Raw genomic sequence first — 15,951 nt, 5'->3', positions numbered from 1 at the left:
ATAGTTAATTATTCATAGAGAACCCTCCCTAGTTTGAAACGCCTGTCGGATTTACGATGGGTGTTTTCATTTTGGTGCATAAGCCCTGGTAGGATGAAGGTTTTCTATTATTTTACTTTCCCCACGGCAGCAAGGTAAACGACATATTCATTTTTACCATCTAATCCAAGCAATTCATCAAACGCCTCCTGTACATACCCGGCAATTGCACAAGTGCCGCACCCAACTCCTTCACATGCCAGATATAAATTTTGACATATATGACCAATATCCAACAACATTAGTCGGTGAGCTTCACAATGGTATCGCCATTCGCCACGATATGGGATACAGGACCATAAAAATACAACCGGTGCCCGTCCAAACCACTTGGCTTCACAATAGTAACCCTCACCACCATAAGCATAGATAAGCTTATCTGTCAAATTATCAACATAATGACATAAAGCCAGCTTATGCTCTAAAGGCATATAAATATAAATGCCTTTATCTAAACCTGCTACATTATTAACTGCAAGATATGTCTCGCTGGAATGCCTGCCACCTGCAGAAGGTACTGGGCGCAGGGTAATATGACCAGTATTTTTATATGCAGGTATAACTTTCTGCACACCTTGAGTTGACCATAATAAAAATGACAACTCTTCTAATGTAATTGGTGTATCTTTATAATTTCGCCTACTTCTACGATTATTAAAGCAAGTGTATAAATCATTGTACTTAACAGTTTTTATATTTACTGCCGGCAGTTCAATGATTTTTAATTTGTCATCGATTGCTTTCGCAGCACATGGTGGCGGCATACCACGCTCTTGATCGGATATAAATTCACGTTCAGGAAGATCAAATCCACTTTTCATAAAAGCACGATTATCATTAAAATTGTCCATATTGTGTTCTCCTTGTATAAGAATATCATGAATCCCTACAATTAATATGACGTAAAGATCATTCTCTTTGTGATGCACGGGACATTATTAAACCTGTCATCACTCCAAAAAGCAGCATAGATAAAAACATTTCTATAAAATGAGCCCATCTGACCGTATCAGGGAAAAGAAAGTTTGGAATAATGAGTACAATAGCGGTACACAGGTATAACAGGCAGATACTGATAATAAACTCTCTCCGACGGTTCCGCCCCATATAAAGCAGAGGTGAAGCGGCTATCCCGAACAGTATACCTCTCATAAACTGTAATGGGTAGATGGCTGGATTCTCTCTCCAGTTTTCTAATAGCTTAGCCCCAAAGCCTATGTCCTGCGAATCACCGGAGTAAAATATCCTCACGGCTTCCGATTTCCATGCGACAAAATAGCCGAAAACAAAGTATACGATCATATAGACAAAACCGACCAGAACAATACTTATCGCGAGCTTAGTCACATTAATAGGGGAATCATAAACGGATTCCCTCGATTTTTCTTTACTCCACATTTTAACAGCCAATGGGACGGAGGCTAATAGTGGCAAAATGCCTGCCAGCATAATCAGCAGAATATCACTTTTGGAGATAACGGTAAATGCGCTCCCAAAGAACAATGTTTCAACCTGAGTCAAAACAGGATGAACCAGGCTAATTACGGTAATTACGCCGAGGGCCAGTTTGACGCCTTTCCACTTAGTATGGTAAACGGTGTAGCAGATGGTAGAGCTAAACCACAGGCAGCTAATAACTACATACAGTAAATCCAGAGGTCCCGCCGCCGTCCGTGCGCTAGCTTCCTTAAATGCCTGTGAGAATGGCATCATACCATTCGCAAGAATAAATACTATTGTGTATGTTGTAAAAACAATTAAAAATTTGACTATATTTTTCATATGGCCCCCTGATTTATTCTATCATTAAAATCAACCCATGTGGTTTCAAATCTGATCACGGCTTGCTTGCGTCACGGCTGTTTTATATTTAGTATAGTTAGTATAGATTGAAGTTGATAAAAAGGCAATCAAATATTCAGTTCCACATATAACATTCTTCAGATACTAGTTAAAGTGATCGTTTTGACTATTCCACCCAGTCCGAGCGCTGCCAGTCAATCGGATATTCGCACTCCGCTTTCAGCTAAGAGGTTAGTCAAATTTGACTATTTCACTTATCCATGTTAAGGTTAATGAAACAACTCCGAATATCTTTCTGATAGTGGGGGAACCAATCTCAGGGGTGAATCTTAGTTTTAAGAGGGGCAACTTGGGAGCCCTAATCCGTCAGCTAATCCCATAGGAGTATACCAAGCGAATGACGAAGCTCAATATGAGTTAGTTTATCCGCTTTTTTGATGTGCAAAAATATACCTACAAGGAGGTCTCACAGTAATAAGGTATTGATATATACAAAAAGCGTTAAACGTATGTCATAAGGTTTAATATTATGATGTGGAGGAACAAAATTGAATTTTCTATTGAAAATCAGTATTGTAATATTTGTTGGAATTATAGGCGGGAAAGCAGCCAGAGTCTTTAAGCTTCCCAATGTATCCGGTTATCTGGTAGCAGGATTGTTTTTAGGACCCTCTTTTTTACAATTTATTAGTTCAAGTGATATGGAATCATTTTCTGTAATTAATGAATTGGCCTTGGCAGTGATTGCCTTTAGTATAGGTAATGAATTTGTCATTAAAGATATGCTGAAATTAGGGAAATCCATTGTAATCATTACTTTGGCAGAGGTTGTTGGAGCCGTTGTTATTGTTTTTACTGTCATGTACTATTTACTAAATCAGCCTTTTGCCTTTAGCATTGTAATTGCATCGATGTCAGCTGCAACGGCGCCGGCCGCAACTTTATTAGTAATAAGGCAGTATAATGCTCATGGCCCATTAACAAAAACAATATTACCTGTAGTTGCATTAGATGATGTGTTTGGAATAATAGCTTTTGGAATTGCCATGTCTTTAGCAACACTATCGACAGGTCAACAGGATTTTTCCATAGTACAAATGTTTAATGGTCTGATTATTGAGATAGGAGGCTCTATTTTACTTGGTCTGGTACTAGGGTTTATTCTTACTATTTTTGCGAAGAAATCAAGTGGCCGTGACGAGCTTCAGGCAGCGTCGCTCATGGCAATTGGGATCGCAACAGGAATATCCATTAGTTTAAGATTATCACCTTTATTAACGTGTATTATGATGGGAACTACTGTGGTAAATACATTCAAAAAGTCGAAGAGAGTTTTTGACTCGATCAATGATTTTGCATCACCAGTCTATATTTTATTTTTCACATTAGCAGGTGCCAGCCTGGATTTAAGTATTTTAGTCAGTGTAGGAATTGTGGGGGTCGCTTATGTAATTGCAAGGGCCGGTGGAAAAATGCTGGGTGCATGGATCGGTGCGAAAACTGTGAAAGCCGATCCTAATATTACGAAATACCTCGGTTTGGGATTACTCCCTCAAGGTGGTATATCCATTGGACTTCTTGTGCTGGTGCGTCAGCAATTACCGGAATATGCCGTTGCGATTGGTACCATTATCATGTTTAGTGTATTGATTTATGAAGTAACAGGTCCTGTATTTGCGAAGCTGGCGATACAAAAAGCTGGTGAAATTGATCAATTGGAGAAGAAAGAAGAAAAACATAATCAGAAGAAGAATAATGTTGTTCATGTTTCTCAGTCATATGATTAAAATAAGTATAAAATATTAAAATCAGGGGTGGAATTATGTATGTTTTGTTTATTGTTTTAAACACAGTTGACAGTCTGGATGATATTTTATCCGGATTTGTAAGGGAAGGAATTAGTGGTGCAACCATATTGGACAGCCAGGGAATGGGTAGCGCCATTGTGAATAATGAGTATAGAAGCGCCCCACTTTTCAGCGCCTTACATATGCTTCTAAGTGATTCTCATCCTTATAGTAAAACAATTTTTACTGTTCTTGAAAACGAAAGTTTAGTAGATAAAGCGGTAGCAGTCGTTCAGGAAGCAGTTGACGGCATATCAGGTACGGGGGGAGGATTTATGTTTACAGTCCCCATCGGTAAAGTCTATCCGATGAATATATAAGACTAACCGGATAATTGTGTGGCTTGTAGGACGACATTTGTTGGAGCGTTTCAGTACTTTCCGGAATGTACAAGCCATGACTAAAATATCATATTTTACAGGGGTGCTGCAGAGCAAATTCATTGTTCTGCAGCACCCTTTTACGTTACCAATAACCGTCAAGAGGTATATGATATTCACATATGAATATTTAAGCTATAAAATTGGAAATGCATACATATTATAAAGTGAATATTATGCTGAAGTATAGTGCATGTGTATTTTTGATGAGAGGTATAATATGTGGAATGAGAAGATGAAAGCACTATCCAAAAGAGGAATTATAGGAAATACAATCATTGTTATTGCTTCAGTTATACTGATATATTTACTAGTATCATTATATTTTACAAATCATTTCTATATTTCCACAGTAATAAATGGAGTAAATGTTTCGTTAAAAGCGAATGATGATGTGGATCGGATAATGAGGAACTACGTAAAGGACTATAAGCTGCAACTTATAGAAAGAAATGGGGAAATCGAAAACATAACCGGGCAGGAGGTTGGATTGGAATATAGAGGAGAAGATAATATTACAAATCTTCTCCGTAAGCAGAACTCTCTAAAATGGATCGTTTCATTATTTAAAGATCAAAAACTATATTCGAAGGATTTATTTACATATAATAAAGAAGCTCTTGAAAATAAAATAAGTGAATTAAATTGTTTAAATAACAACCTGATACAACCGCAAAATGTTGGTTTTAAATATACTGACGGTTCCTATGAACTGGTGGAAGAAGTGTATGGTAATAAAATAAGGAAAGATAATTTAGTGAAAGCGATTCAGTCGGGAATTTTAATGGGAGAGACTAAATTAGATTTAAATGAAAAACTTTGTTATGAAAATCCCCAATATATCTTAACTTCAGACAAAACTCATAAAACCAGAGATATTTTAAATAAGTACGTATCAACCAGCATTACCTTTACGTTTGGTACCAAAAAGGAAATACTAGATGGGAACATAATACATAAATGGTTAAATGTAGATGATAATTTGGATGTGGAAATAAACAAGACCTCTGTTGCGAAGTATGTGAAAGAATTGAGCAAAAAATATGACACTGTCGGAATTACAAGAAATTTCCGGTCATCGGTTGGGAAGGTAGTAGAAGTAAAAGGTGGACTTTATGGTTGGAAAATTAATCAGGACGCAGAAACTAAGGAACTGCTGAAAAATATAAGCCATGGGCTGATACTTACCAAGGAACCAGTTTATACACAAAAAGCTTTGTCCCGAGATGAGAATGAGATAGGCAATACCTACGTAGAAATCAACATAACCAGGCAGCATATATGGTTTTATAAAGATGGGAAGTTAATTATCCATGGCCCAGTGGTAACAGGGAATCCTAACAGAGGATATTCAACTGTAGTAGGAGCCTATATGCTTAACTACAAGCAAAGAGATACGGTCTTAACAGGTCCGGGTTATGCGGCGGATGTGAAGTACTGGATGCCTTTTTACGGGAATATAGGAGTTCATGATGCGAGCTGGAGGCGTTCCTTTGGAGGTGAGATATACAAAAGAAATGGTACCCATGGATGTGTAAATGCTCCATTATATTTAGCAAAAACGATTTTTGAACATATAGAAGAAGGGATTCCTATTATCTCTTATGAGGAATAGTAAAATGATTTAGTTAAGTAAGGACGCCCTTAACAGGGCGTTCTTCAGGCTGTATACAAAGTACATTATAGTTTGCGGTATTTGATAATAAGACAATGATAACGCAATAATAGCGCGATAATAACGCATTACTATATTTTTATATTAAACTCTGATATAATGAAATAAATAGATTTATACGTATTTATTTTGTATAATAAAACTTAATATTAATAATGAATAAGTTGGCTGATAGTAATTATATAATTGGAGGAAAAATACCGTGGATAAGATTTCTATTAAGCGATTGTCTTTGGATGATGCAGACAGCCTTTTTAAATTTGAAATAGAAAACCGTTCCTATTTTAATACGATTGGTTTGTCTCGAAGTGACTCGTATTATAATCGAGATTCGTTTCAAGAAATAATAGAAAGTTTAGTAGGTGAACAAGATAAAGATATTCACTATATGTATCTGGTAATGAATACGCAGGGTGAGGTTATTGGCAGAGTTAACCTCACTGATGTTATAAAAGAACCTTTAAATAAAGCAGAATTGGGGTACCGGATCGGTGAAAAAAATCAAGGGAAAGGATTTGCAACTGCAGCTGTAAAGCTAGTTATGAAGCAAGCGTACTTGATGCATAAGCTACATAGAATTGAAGCTGGAACCTCTCCTCAAAATATAGGCTCTCAAATTGTTTTAATTAAAAACGGTTTTCATTTTATCGGAAAGTATAACCAGTATATTTTGAAAAGTGATGGTTGGGCTGATAGTTTGCTTTTTGAAAAAGTTTTAGACTTAAGTTGAGCAGAAGAAGGAGTATATTTATGCTATTAGATATCAAAACATATTGGGGTATTCAAGGAGAGCCTGTTGCTGCGACTCCAACAACCTGGGACGTAGCGGGAAAGTATATATTAAAACTTGTGAAAACAGAAGACAATGCACAGAGTAATGTAAGGCTTTCAGCAGCATTACGTGCAGATGGGGTTCCTGTATCGCATATTCTGCCGTTAAAGGATGGCAGAGATTATATGGTGACGCAAGAAGGCTGTTATCTGTTGATGGAAAAACTAGGCGGTAGTCATGTAAGAGAGGTATTTCAGCAGGACTATGCAGAAATTGCTTATCAGACCGGCATTATTATTGCAAAGATCCACTGCGCACTTGCGAAAATAACCGATAAGCAGACAGTTAATCAACTGTTTGATGAAGAGCTGCGGGGCTGGATTCGCAATGGACTTTCCAAAAGCAGTTTACTGACACAAGAAGAATGGTCTAAGCCAATAGAATCCCTGTGCAGCATTTATCCCAGTCTGCCAAAGCAGCAGATTCACCGAGACCTACATTACGGCAACTTGCTGTTTGAGGGAACGACATTGACCGGTGTACTGGATTTTGACCTGGGCAAACAGGATGCTCGTTTATTTGATATCGCTTATTTCCTTTTGGGGCAATTATTAGGACAGAAGGACCTCATAGCAATAAAGGATAAGTGGCTTACATTTATCAGTCAGTTTCTTCTCGGATATGAAAGCATTACTGTGTTAGAAGAAGTTGAGAAAGAATCACTTTTGCTCATGATGCAGTGTATTGAACTTTTATTTGTCGTTTTTTGGGAGAGGCAGGCGAATCAAGAAGAAACTGAGGCAACGATAAAAATCTTAAAATTTATATTATAGATCATTGAGCTTTAAAGTGAAGATAAACTGAAAAGGAGTAATATGAATGGACGTAAATCAATTTATAATCCAGTATTGGAAGCATATTGCTGCCCAGAACGAAGAGGATCTAATAAAGTATTTTCACGAAGACGCCTGTATTCGTTGGCATAATACAAATGAACTATTTAATGTCAGTGAATTTTTGAGAGCTAACTGTGATTATCCTGGAAGTTGGAACGGCGAAGTTGAACGAATAGAACATATAGGAAATATTATTATTACGGCTGCTCATGTATGGTCAAAAGAGAGTTCTTTTCATGTGACTTCATTTTTTGAGATGCTGGAAGACAGAATAAAAGTTCTGGACGAATACTGGGGTAATGATGATACGGCCCCTCAATGGCGAATAGACAAAAATATAGGCAAGCCCATTCGATAAATTCCTTTTGACCTCGTTAAGTAAGGCCGCGGGCTGCGAATGTCCGATAGACGAAATCATACAATAAATCGTTAGAGAACGCCCTTAAAAGGACGTTCTTTTTGTATGCAGATCGCAGGATTTATATAAGGAGTGGAAAAGCGGAACTAATGAAAGGATGAGTTAAGATTTATCATCTGTATTATTAACCTGATCGGAAGAGGTGGTATTAGATGAACTTTTATCGTTTGCAGATGAATTACAGATTGACCGGCGGACCGCGATTGCATTTAATGCATCACTTAACAATAGCGTGTCTGCAGCCAAAAGTGTTAATTCATCATCATTTAAACAATCTGCTATTTGACAGGCCAATGCAGAAATAAATAGTACATCGCAACAGTAACTCATATTATCCCTCCGATTATATATATGAATGAGTCATTGTTTTATACCTTTAATTAAAAGAATGGAAGAGGTACCATGGAATTTGTATGGAAAAACTACTCACAGGAAGAATTCCATTACAAAAACAACCATGCAGGCAGCTAAAGAAACCTGGAACAGGCTTTTTTCCTTATAAGCCAGTATGGCGGCTGCCAAAAGAGCAGCAATACCGGACCATATGCTTTTGGTGGCCGTAAGAATGGCAGGAAAGGTCATTACCGACAATGTCACATAGGGGACATAGTAAAGGAAAGACCGGATGAAGGTTGTCCTTATTTCCTGCCGGATCAGGGTCAGGGGAAGGACGCGGATAAAATAGGTAACTGCGGCCATGACCAATATGTAAAGATAGATTCGGTTATTCATGGGAAACCTCCATAGTGTCCGGTACCGGGAATAAAACAGCAGCAGCTCCCGCGATCAAAACCGTCAGAATGATCAGTCTTAGTCCGGAAGAAACCCTGTGAAGTGCCGGAATTAAGAAAAACAAAAGACTAAAGATCATGGAAACGACGGTTACTCCCGCCAGAATCCGATCTTTCTTTGCAGGGGGGATGATAATTGCCAGAAACATTCCATATAGGGCTACCCCCAAAGCACTTAAAGCCCTTTCAGGAAGAAGCTGGCCCAAGAACGCCCCTGCTGCGGTTCCCAGGGTCCAGCCAGGAACGGCCAGCAGAAACAGGCCGTAGCAATACCAGGGGTTTAACGGACCCGGCCTGCACACGGAAACGCCGAAGATTTCATCCGTTATCCCGTAACCAATCAGCAGACGGTGATAAAATGGGGTTGTTTTATCAAGCTTTTGGGATAGGGAGCAGGACATGAGACTATAGCGCAGATTAATGACCAGCTGGGCAATGGCCATTTCAGCAAAGGGAGCACCTGCCGTGATGATGCCCAGACCGGCAAATTGTCCTGCTGATGTCAGGCTGGTAAGGGAGATTGCAATGGACTGCCAAGGCGATAGCCCATAATTTATGGCCATAATTCCGAACGTAAAGGAGACGGCAAAGTAACCAAGGCAGATGGGGATTCCATCCTTTATTCCGGATTTTAGCTGTTCTCTTCTGGTATTCATAATATTCCTCCTCATAATGTGTGACCATCCTTCTTATGCTATAAAAATATATCATGAACCTTTACATCAGTAAAACAAATGTTTATAATGAAAACATTAGAAAAACTGATGATAAGGAGCTGGTGGATGTGAAGCGGTACCGGGCAGTTATGAAGATTGTGGAAACAGGAGGATTTACCAGGGCCTCCGAAGAACTTGGATATACTCAGTCTGCCGTCAGCCAGATGGTGCAGTCATTAGAGGAGGAACTGGGTACGGTACTGTTTATCCGTTCTAAAAAAGGCGTGGTATTGACACCCGATGGAGCAGAACTTTTACCTTACATAAAAAATATATACCATGCTTACAGGGAACTGACAGAGAAGCGAAAAGAAATGGAAGGGATCCAGAATGCCACCATCCGGATCGGCACCTTTGCCAGTGTATCCTGTCATTGGCTGCCGGGATTAATTAAGACGTTTAAGGAGAAATACCCGTTGGTCAGCTTTGAACTCTACCAGGGGGATTATACGGCCATTGAGCAGTTGGTTAAGGATGGAAGCGTGGATTTTGGCCTCATCAATCCCCAGGCAGTGGGAGATCCGGAGCTCAAGACCATTCCGTTAAAGAAAGATCCCATGCTGGCCGTTCTTCCCCTTTCCCATCCCCTGGCAGAACATAAGAAGATCTTATTGGAGGAACTGGCATCAGAACCGTTCATTCTCCTGGAAGAAGGAAGCCTAAGTGAACCTATGGAAAGTTTTCGTGAGCATGGGATCAAGCCCAATATCCAGTATATCGTCCATGATGATTATACGATCATGGCCATGATCGAAAAAGGACTGGGAGTTGGGATTTTATCAGAACTTATATTAAACCGCGCGGATTATAAAAATTTGGTTAGAGAAACGGAACCGCCATTAGCCAGAACCATTGGCGTTGTTTTAAGGATAAGAAGATACTCCCTGTTGCCAGCAGGCAATTCCTGGAGTATCTCACAGAAGAATATGGAGAACTGGGAACCAGCGTCTAAAAGGGGCATGGAAAAGAAGAATAGCTTTAGGAAAAAGCTTAACTATGGAGGAGAAAAAATGGGGCATAAAAATTTAACAACACTTTGTTATATCCAGCAGGAAGAAAGCTATTTAATGCTGCACCGGATTAAAAAGAAGGACGATATGAACCAGGACAAGTGGCTGGGAGTAGGAGGCCATTTGGAGGAAGGAGAGAGTCCGGAGGAATGTCTTTTACGAGAGGTAAAGGAAGAGACCGGATTATCCCTGACTTCCTACTTACTTAGAGCCATTATAACCTTTGTATCAGATACGTATCCGGATGAATACATGTTTTTATACACCGCTGACGGATACGAAGGGACCCTGACCGAGTGTGCGGAAGGAGAACTTAAATGGATCCCCAGGGATGAAATAGGCGGGCTGTCTCTTTGGGAAGGAGACCGTATTTTCTTTGAGCTGTTACTCACGGATATTCCTTTCTTTTCCTTAAAGCTTGTGTATACCGGGGATCATCTGTCGGACGCTTTGTTAAATGGCAAACCACTGGCACTCCCGCCGGCTATTACAAAAGTTCCTTCCTCGTAAAGAGTGCATAGCTGATCTTATACATCAAAAAGTTCCAGACCAGTGCAAGAAACGGTGAGCAGCACAGAAGGATAAATATAATTTGATCTGTAAAAGTAACACCCAGCAAGGTAAATAGCTTATAGATGCCAAAGAAGATGGAAGCAGGAATCAAACAGGAAACAAGCATTAACATACGGGCCTTTTCTGCGCCGAATTTAAACAGAAGAGGAATTGACATGCTTCCTGCAATTTCTGAAAGCACCAGGCTTACAGCACCGGTAAACAGCAGAGAAAGCATGTTATTTACGCTGCTGAAAATACCCTTATGCGCTATGGTGCCGCCTATTGCTCCAATTATCAGTCCGGTAACAGCGCCAATGCCTGAGAAGATCAGAAGAACAATAAATTTGCTGATTACGATATCCTTTTTAGTAACCGGCATAACCATCGCGTATTTCAGCCATTTGGATTGATCATCAAAGCTGAATGTCGTGATAATCATCATGCTGCATAAAATGCCGCTCATGATTATATAACCCTCTACTCCGGAGGAAGGAATAAGAGCGAAAGCTAAAACCAGCAGTATAAAAATCATGGATTTGGCATTGTGACCGATGTTATATAAATCTTTTAAAATCAAACTTTTCATTTTATCTGGTCTCCCTTTACATAGAGAAGAAGGATATCGTCAATAGTGGCATCATCCACAACTGCCGTTTTGTACGTACGGCGGGCCTTTTCCTTGTCTGCCACCAGCACATCCCATTGATAGTCACGTTTCCGGTAAGCAAGGATCTCAGATCGATCAATAGCATCGAACTGATCTGTTTTACATCGGATAATACCATACTGGTAGCGCAATTCATCCTTTTCTTTGCAGAACAGGGCCTTCCCTTTATGAATAAAAGTGATATAATCCGCCACCTTTTCCAAATCCGTAGAAATATGGGACGACATCAGAATCGAATGGTTCTCATCCTGTACGAAGTCCAAAAACAAATCCAGCATATCGTCACGCATGACCGGGTCAAGCCCACCGGTTGCTTCATCCAGAATCAGAAGCTTCGGTTTATGGGAAAGCGCAACAGCAATGCTAAGCTTCATTTTCATTCCCCTGGAAAATGCTTTGATCTCTTTGCGGGGAGGGAGCTGTAATTTTTTTAAATAGTTTTCGTAGGAGGTTTCATCCCACTGCTTATAGGCAGAAGCAGATATTCTGCCTATTTTGGCCGGTGTAAGGGTTTCATAGAAATTGATGCCGTCAAACACGACTCCTATGTTTTCTTTGATGTTTCTGGGATCGGAAGAAAGTTCCTGCCCCCAAAACTTAACCACCCCTTCGTCCTTTTGGATAAGATCCAGGATTACATTGATCGTGGTACTTTTACCAGCGCCGTTCTCACCGATCAATCCCATAATAGCACCTTTGGGAATGGAAAATGATACATGATCCAATTTAAAATCAGGATATTGTTTCGTCAGATTTTCAACTTGCAAAATTGGTTCCATTTTTACTCCTCCTCCTGGTAAAACATGGTTAAAATTTCTATCAGTTTGCCCAGTGATATGCCGCTGGTACGGGCAATATCGGCAGCCTCCTGCAGATGTTCCTCAGCTTTTCGCTGTTGCTCTTCCTGAAAGAAATCTTTGTTTTGTGCCGATACAAAACTGCCTCGCCCAACGGTAGTTTCAATGAAGCCGTCCCGTTGTAAATCTTCATAGGCTTTTTGTACGGTAATGACGCTGACATGAATGGATTTAGCCAATGCCCGCATGGATGGAATAGGATCTCCGGTCTGCAGCTCTCCGCTCATAATCAGTGCTTTTATTTGCGAAGTGATCTGTTCATATATGGGCTTATTTGTATTACTGCTGATTATAATCTCCACAGTAGGTCTCCTTAGTGTTGCGTAGTGTACTTATTGAACAAGTACATTATAAGCAATGCATATCGCCATGTCAATAGGGAAAAGAAAAAAAGATTGACCGGATTTTCTTTCCGTGGTATAGTGATGGAAGTATAAAAGATAGGATGTGTGTGTTTGTTAATTGTATATAATCATGGAGCATAAGGCAGTTTAATATGAAAAACAGGAATCGGTTCAGGAAGGCCATAAGTCTTTCCTTTATTTCGTGTACCTGTTTTGCCCATGAGATACAAAGCAGACAGAATAAGGTTGAAAGCCTGTAAGACGTCGGTTTGTGGTCTTACAGGCTTTTTTTGCGCGAACAATGAGCTAAATGTATATGCCTGCATATTCATCTGGCGAATGGTACCGCCTGTCCTTTGCTCCATGAACCTCAGGAAACCAATTGGAAAGACAGAAGGAACGAGGAGAATTACATGAATCACACATTTCAGATTTTAGAATTTAATCTTATATTAGAAAAACTAGAAAAATTTGCACACACGGAAGCTGCGAAAGAGAAAATAAGGGATTTGACCCCATGCCTGAAGGAAGGCGAGGTAAAAAAAAGCCTTCGCGATACGACGGAGGCCAGGACCATTATAGACCGGATGGGGCTTCCCCCCGCAGTCAGCATGAATGGTCTGAAAGAGATCATGAATACGGCACGGCAGGGCGGCTGCCTGTCCGCGGAAGAACTGGAACAGACAGGGGGAATGCTCACCGCAGTAAAGCGGTTTAAGGACTTTTTAAACCGTTGTAAATACCTGGAAATTGGCCTGCCTTATTATGAGCAGGACTTAAACCCATTGGAGGATCTGGCAAGGGAGATTTATGAAAGCGTCAGAAACGGCAAAGTTGAGGACAGTGCCAGCAAACATCTAAAAAACATCCGCCAGGATGTGGCCAGATTGGAAGAAAAGCTTCGGTCAAAAGCAGAGGCCATTTTAAGGGGAAATAAAAAATATTTTTCCGATTCTTATGTGACCTTAAGAAACGGCAGACTTTGCCTCCCTGTAAAAAAAGATTACAGATCAGGGGTTCCCGGCAGTGTCATTGACCAGTCAGCAACCGGATCCACCCTTTTTATTGAACCGGCAGCTATTGCGGAGCTTGACGGGGAACTGGAGCTTTTAAGGATTGAAGAGGAAAATGAGGCAAGAAGGATCCTGTATATGCTTACTGCATCAGTGGAAGAAAATTTAGAGGTTCTGGAAGGGGATAAACGCCTTCTTGAGAAACTGGATTTCCTGTTTGCAAAGGGAAGCTTAAGCGCCTCCATGGCCGGCACCAGTCCAGACATTAATACGGATCGGACCATAAAAATCGTAAACGGCCGTCATCCATTCATGAGCCCGGAAACCGTGGTGCCTTTAAACTTTGAACTGGGAGAAAAAGAACGGGGAATCGTAATCACAGGGCCAAATACAGGAGGAAAAACCGTATCAATCAAGACGGTGGGGCTGTTCTCCCTTATGGCGCAATGCGGCCTTCACCTGCCCTGTGATGAGGCTGATCTTTGTATGAACAGTCAGGTGCTGTGTGATATCGGAGACGGTCAGAACATTACGGAAAACCTATCCACCTTTTCCGCCCATATTACCAATGTAATGACGATCCTGAAGGAAGCCGGCCCGGAGAGCCTGGTCATCCTGGATGAGCTGGGATCAGGAACAGACCCGGCGGAAGGAATGGGGATCGCCATTGCCATACTGGAAGAGTTAAGAAGCAACGGATGCCTTTTTCTGGCAACCACCCATTACCCAGAGGTAAAGACATACGCCAAGGAGGCGGAAGGTATCACCAACGCACGAATGGCTTTTGATAAGGAAACCCTTAGGCCGCTTTACCGTATGGAGATCGGGGAGGCCGGGGAAAGCTGCGCTCTTTATATAGCCAAACGGCTGGGAATGCCGGATTCTATGATAAGAAGAGCCAGAAGATACGCTTACGGAGAGCAGGAGGCCTTACGGGAAGAAGAGCCGGGTACCTTAAAAGAGAGTGCTGGACATTTAAACTTAAACGGGCCTAAAATAGAAAAACTGAAAAAGACGGCGGTGAATAAAAATATTATGGAAAAAAAGTTCACCATCGGAGACAGTGTGTTTGTTTATCCCGATAAGAAAAAGGGAATTGTATGCAGACCCGTAAATGATAAAGGGGTACTGCAGGTTCAGATGCCGGATAAGAAAATCTGGGTCAACCAGAAAAGGGTAAAGCTTCTGGTAGCTGCAGAAGAGCTTTACCCGGAGGATTATGATTTTTCCATAATCTTTGATACCGTGGAAAACAGAAAGGCAAGGCATAAGATGGAAAAGGGATATCAGGAGGGACTTGAGATCAGAACGGAGTGATCCTGAGGCCTTAAAAGGCCGCCGTCAAGCCAGGCCAGGATGAGCCGGACGCTAAAAACGTCCGGCTCTTTTTGACATATTTATTCTGCCTCCAACCTGAAGTACAATGACAGGATTAAGCGGGATAAATAGAATCTTGTGTTAATTTGACGACATTGCATACGCATGGTAAAATAATGTAATATAGCTTAAGTTTATTGGGGGGATTAAACATAATCATCATAAAACGGATTATATGTTATTTTCTGCTATTGCTGTTTTTGAACATCATTTTAGTAACATACGTAATTCCCGGCACTGCGGCTGCTGCAGCGGCAGGTATAGCCCTTGCCTTATTTTATATTTATTTCAATATTGCTCCACGGAGAGATAAATCGCAGCAATACAGTTGAATGCCGGAGGTTATCTGGCAGAAAAGCTTTGGGCTATGCTGCCTTAATTCTGATAAAAAAGGAGTGTATCGTGAGATTCAGATTAAACATGAAGTACCTATGCGCCTTTATCGTAGTCTTCATTATTGAAGTACTAATAGCTGTTTTCGTAAATGATAAATTCATCAGACCATATGTAGGTGACATGTTGGTTGTGGTTCTGATTTACTGCTTTATCAGGTCATTTGTGGCAAAAGAAGTAAAACTGCTCCCATTGTACATATTTGTTTTCGCCGCATTGACGGAGGTAGGGCAGTATTTTCATTTAGCAAAGCTTCTTGGCCTTAGCGATTATAAGATTGCAAGGATCATGATTGGTTCAACCTTTGATCTTAAGGACATTGCCTGCTATTTGGCAGGCTGTACCGGGTTATTCTTATATGAAATCGTAAAGCGGCGTAAGTAATCAGGTGAAATGCT

At 40.5% G+C, this 15,951-nt stretch carries 17 protein-coding genes and 1 riboswitch; of the genes, 9 read left to right on the top strand and 8 right to left on the bottom strand.

Annotated features, from left to right (window positions below; all coding sequences use genetic code 11):
- Positions 1-107 precede the first annotated feature (107 nt).
- Together BMX69_RS09145 and BMX69_RS09140 are read right to left on the bottom strand one after the other, a co-directional pair.
- Positions 108-890, bottom strand: a complete 783-nt coding sequence (locus BMX69_RS09145) for a SagB/ThcOx family dehydrogenase (protein ID WP_054790939.1) — start codon at positions 888-890, stop codon at positions 108-110.
- Positions 891-948: 58 nt separating this feature from the next.
- Complete coding sequence (locus BMX69_RS09140) at positions 949-1,821, bottom strand: hypothetical protein (protein WP_100042179.1); 873 nt, start codon at positions 1,819-1,821, stop codon at positions 949-951.
- Between the two features lie 292 nt (positions 1,822-2,113).
- Positions 2,114-2,243: riboswitch (cyclic di-AMP (ydaO/yuaA leader) on the top strand.
- Between the two features lie 147 nt (positions 2,244-2,390).
- Between BMX69_RS09140 and BMX69_RS09135 the strand changes: the two genes are divergently transcribed.
- From BMX69_RS09135 to BMX69_RS09110, 6 genes are all read left to right on the top strand, one after another.
- A complete protein-coding gene (locus BMX69_RS09135; protein WP_100042178.1) occupies positions 2,391-3,629 on the top strand; it encodes a cation:proton antiporter in 1,239 nt (412 codons plus the stop codon).
- 35 nt (positions 3,630-3,664) lie between these two features.
- A complete protein-coding gene (locus tag BMX69_RS09130; protein WP_054790941.1) occupies positions 3,665-4,009 on the top strand; it encodes a hypothetical protein in 345 nt (114 codons plus the stop codon).
- A gap of 280 nt (positions 4,010-4,289) precedes the next feature.
- A complete protein-coding gene (locus tag BMX69_RS09125) occupies positions 4,290-5,684 on the top strand; it encodes a L,D-transpeptidase family protein (protein WP_054790942.1) in 1,395 nt (464 codons plus the stop codon).
- A gap of 262 nt (positions 5,685-5,946) precedes the next feature.
- Positions 5,947-6,474, top strand: coding sequence for a GNAT family N-acetyltransferase (locus tag BMX69_RS09120; protein ID WP_100042177.1), 528 nt, complete (start codon positions 5,947-5,949; stop codon positions 6,472-6,474).
- 20 nt (positions 6,475-6,494) lie between these two features.
- Entirely contained in the window at positions 6,495-7,349 is an 855-nt protein-coding gene (locus tag BMX69_RS09115; protein ID WP_054790943.1) for a phosphotransferase enzyme family protein, read from the top strand.
- A gap of 46 nt (positions 7,350-7,395) precedes the next feature.
- Positions 7,396-7,770 (top strand): hypothetical protein, encoded by a 375-nt coding sequence (locus BMX69_RS09110; protein ID WP_100042176.1) that lies wholly within the window; start codon positions 7,396-7,398, stop codon positions 7,768-7,770.
- A 162-nt stretch (positions 7,771-7,932) separates the two neighbouring features.
- Here BMX69_RS09110 and BMX69_RS09105 read toward each other — a convergent pair whose 3' ends face one another.
- The 3 genes from BMX69_RS09105 to BMX69_RS09095 all read right to left on the bottom strand — a co-directional run bounded on the left by BMX69_RS09105 (position 7,933) and on the right by BMX69_RS09095 (position 9,277).
- Positions 7,933-8,160 (bottom strand): DUF6774 domain-containing protein, encoded by a 228-nt coding sequence (locus BMX69_RS09105; RefSeq protein ID WP_100042175.1) that lies wholly within the window; start codon positions 8,158-8,160, stop codon positions 7,933-7,935.
- A 96-nt stretch (positions 8,161-8,256) separates the two neighbouring features.
- Positions 8,257-8,562 carry an AzlD domain-containing protein gene (locus tag BMX69_RS09100; RefSeq protein ID WP_054790944.1) on the bottom strand — a complete coding sequence of 102 codons (306 nt, stop codon included), beginning with the start codon at positions 8,560-8,562 and terminating at the stop codon, positions 8,257-8,259.
- On the bottom strand, positions 8,555-9,277 hold the full coding sequence (locus tag BMX69_RS09095; protein WP_100042174.1) for an AzlC family ABC transporter permease: 723 nt from the start codon (positions 9,275-9,277) through the stop codon (positions 8,555-8,557). Before BMX69_RS09095 ends, BMX69_RS09100 begins: the two co-directional genes overlap by 8 nt.
- 53 nt (positions 9,278-9,330) lie before the next feature.
- On the opposite strand from BMX69_RS09095, the gene BMX69_RS24905 reads away from it, so the two are divergent.
- A complete protein-coding gene (locus BMX69_RS24905; RefSeq protein ID WP_278280720.1) occupies positions 9,331-10,857 on the top strand; it encodes a LysR substrate-binding domain-containing protein in 1,527 nt (508 codons plus the stop codon).
- Here BMX69_RS24905 and BMX69_RS09080 read toward each other — a convergent pair.
- The 3 genes from BMX69_RS09080 to BMX69_RS09070 are packed head-to-tail and all read right to left on the bottom strand — an operon-like array spanning position 10,835 to position 12,728.
- Entirely contained in the window at positions 10,835-11,488 is a 654-nt protein-coding gene (locus BMX69_RS09080) for an ABC-2 transporter permease (protein ID WP_054790946.1), read from the bottom strand. The two genes, BMX69_RS24905 and BMX69_RS09080, sit on opposite strands and share 23 nt — an antisense overlap.
- On the bottom strand, positions 11,485-12,348 hold the full coding sequence (locus tag BMX69_RS09075; RefSeq protein ID WP_100042173.1) for an ABC transporter ATP-binding protein: 864 nt from the start codon (positions 12,346-12,348) through the stop codon (positions 11,485-11,487). The genes BMX69_RS09080 and BMX69_RS09075 overlap by 4 nt, the downstream gene beginning before the upstream one ends.
- Positions 12,349-12,350: 2 nt before the next feature.
- Positions 12,351-12,728 carry a GntR family transcriptional regulator gene (locus BMX69_RS09070; RefSeq protein WP_054790947.1) on the bottom strand — a complete coding sequence of 126 codons (378 nt, stop codon included), beginning with the start codon at positions 12,726-12,728 and terminating at the stop codon, positions 12,351-12,353.
- 455 nt (positions 12,729-13,183) lie between these two features.
- Here BMX69_RS09070 and BMX69_RS09060 point away from each other — a divergent pair, with 455 nt between their 5' ends.
- Entirely contained in the window at positions 13,184-15,100 is a 1,917-nt protein-coding gene (locus BMX69_RS09060) for an endonuclease MutS2 (RefSeq protein WP_054790949.1), read from the top strand.
- 462 nt (positions 15,101-15,562) lie between these two features.
- Positions 15,563-15,937, top strand: a complete 375-nt coding sequence (locus BMX69_RS09055; RefSeq protein WP_025233384.1) for a ribosomal maturation YjgA family protein — start codon at positions 15,563-15,565, stop codon at positions 15,935-15,937.
- Positions 15,938-15,951 lie beyond the last annotated feature (14 nt).

This window comes from Lacrimispora sphenoides JCM 1415 (assembly GCF_900105615.1).
Taxonomy (GTDB): Bacteria; Bacillota; Clostridia; order Lachnospirales; family Lachnospiraceae; genus Lacrimispora; species Lacrimispora sphenoides.
This window is presented reverse-complemented; position numbering and strand designations above follow the sequence as displayed.

Coding starts and splice junctions, on each gene's coding strand:
- BMX69_RS09140 (WP_100042179.1), bottom strand. CDS start 1,821: ATGAAAAATATAGTCAAATTTTTAATTGTTTTTACAACATACACAATA.
- BMX69_RS09095 (WP_100042174.1), bottom strand. CDS start 9,277: ATGAATACCAGAAGAGAACAGCTAAAATCCGGAATAAAGGATGGAATC.
- BMX69_RS09105 (WP_100042175.1), bottom strand. CDS start 8,160: ATGAGTTACTGTTGCGATGTACTATTTATTTCTGCATTGGCCTGTCAA.
- BMX69_RS09145 (WP_054790939.1), bottom strand. CDS start 890: ATGGACAATTTTAATGATAATCGTGCTTTTATGAAAAGTGGATTTGAT.
- BMX69_RS09110 (WP_100042176.1), top strand. CDS start 7,396: ATGGACGTAAATCAATTTATAATCCAGTATTGGAAGCATATTGCTGCC.
- BMX69_RS09060 (WP_054790949.1), top strand. CDS start 13,184: ATGAATCACACATTTCAGATTTTAGAATTTAATCTTATATTAGAAAAA.
- BMX69_RS09075 (WP_100042173.1), bottom strand. CDS start 12,348: ATGGAACCAATTTTGCAAGTTGAAAATCTGACGAAACAATATCCTGAT.
- BMX69_RS09115 (WP_054790943.1), top strand. CDS start 6,495: ATGCTATTAGATATCAAAACATATTGGGGTATTCAAGGAGAGCCTGTT.
- BMX69_RS09100 (WP_054790944.1), bottom strand. CDS start 8,562: ATGAATAACCGAATCTATCTTTACATATTGGTCATGGCCGCAGTTACC.
- BMX69_RS09125 (WP_054790942.1), top strand. CDS start 4,290: ATGTGGAATGAGAAGATGAAAGCACTATCCAAAAGAGGAATTATAGGA.
- BMX69_RS24905 (WP_278280720.1), top strand. CDS start 9,331: ATGAACCTTTACATCAGTAAAACAAATGTTTATAATGAAAACATTAGA.
- BMX69_RS09130 (WP_054790941.1), top strand. CDS start 3,665: ATGTATGTTTTGTTTATTGTTTTAAACACAGTTGACAGTCTGGATGAT.
- BMX69_RS09080 (WP_054790946.1), bottom strand. CDS start 11,488: ATGAAAAGTTTGATTTTAAAAGATTTATATAACATCGGTCACAATGCC.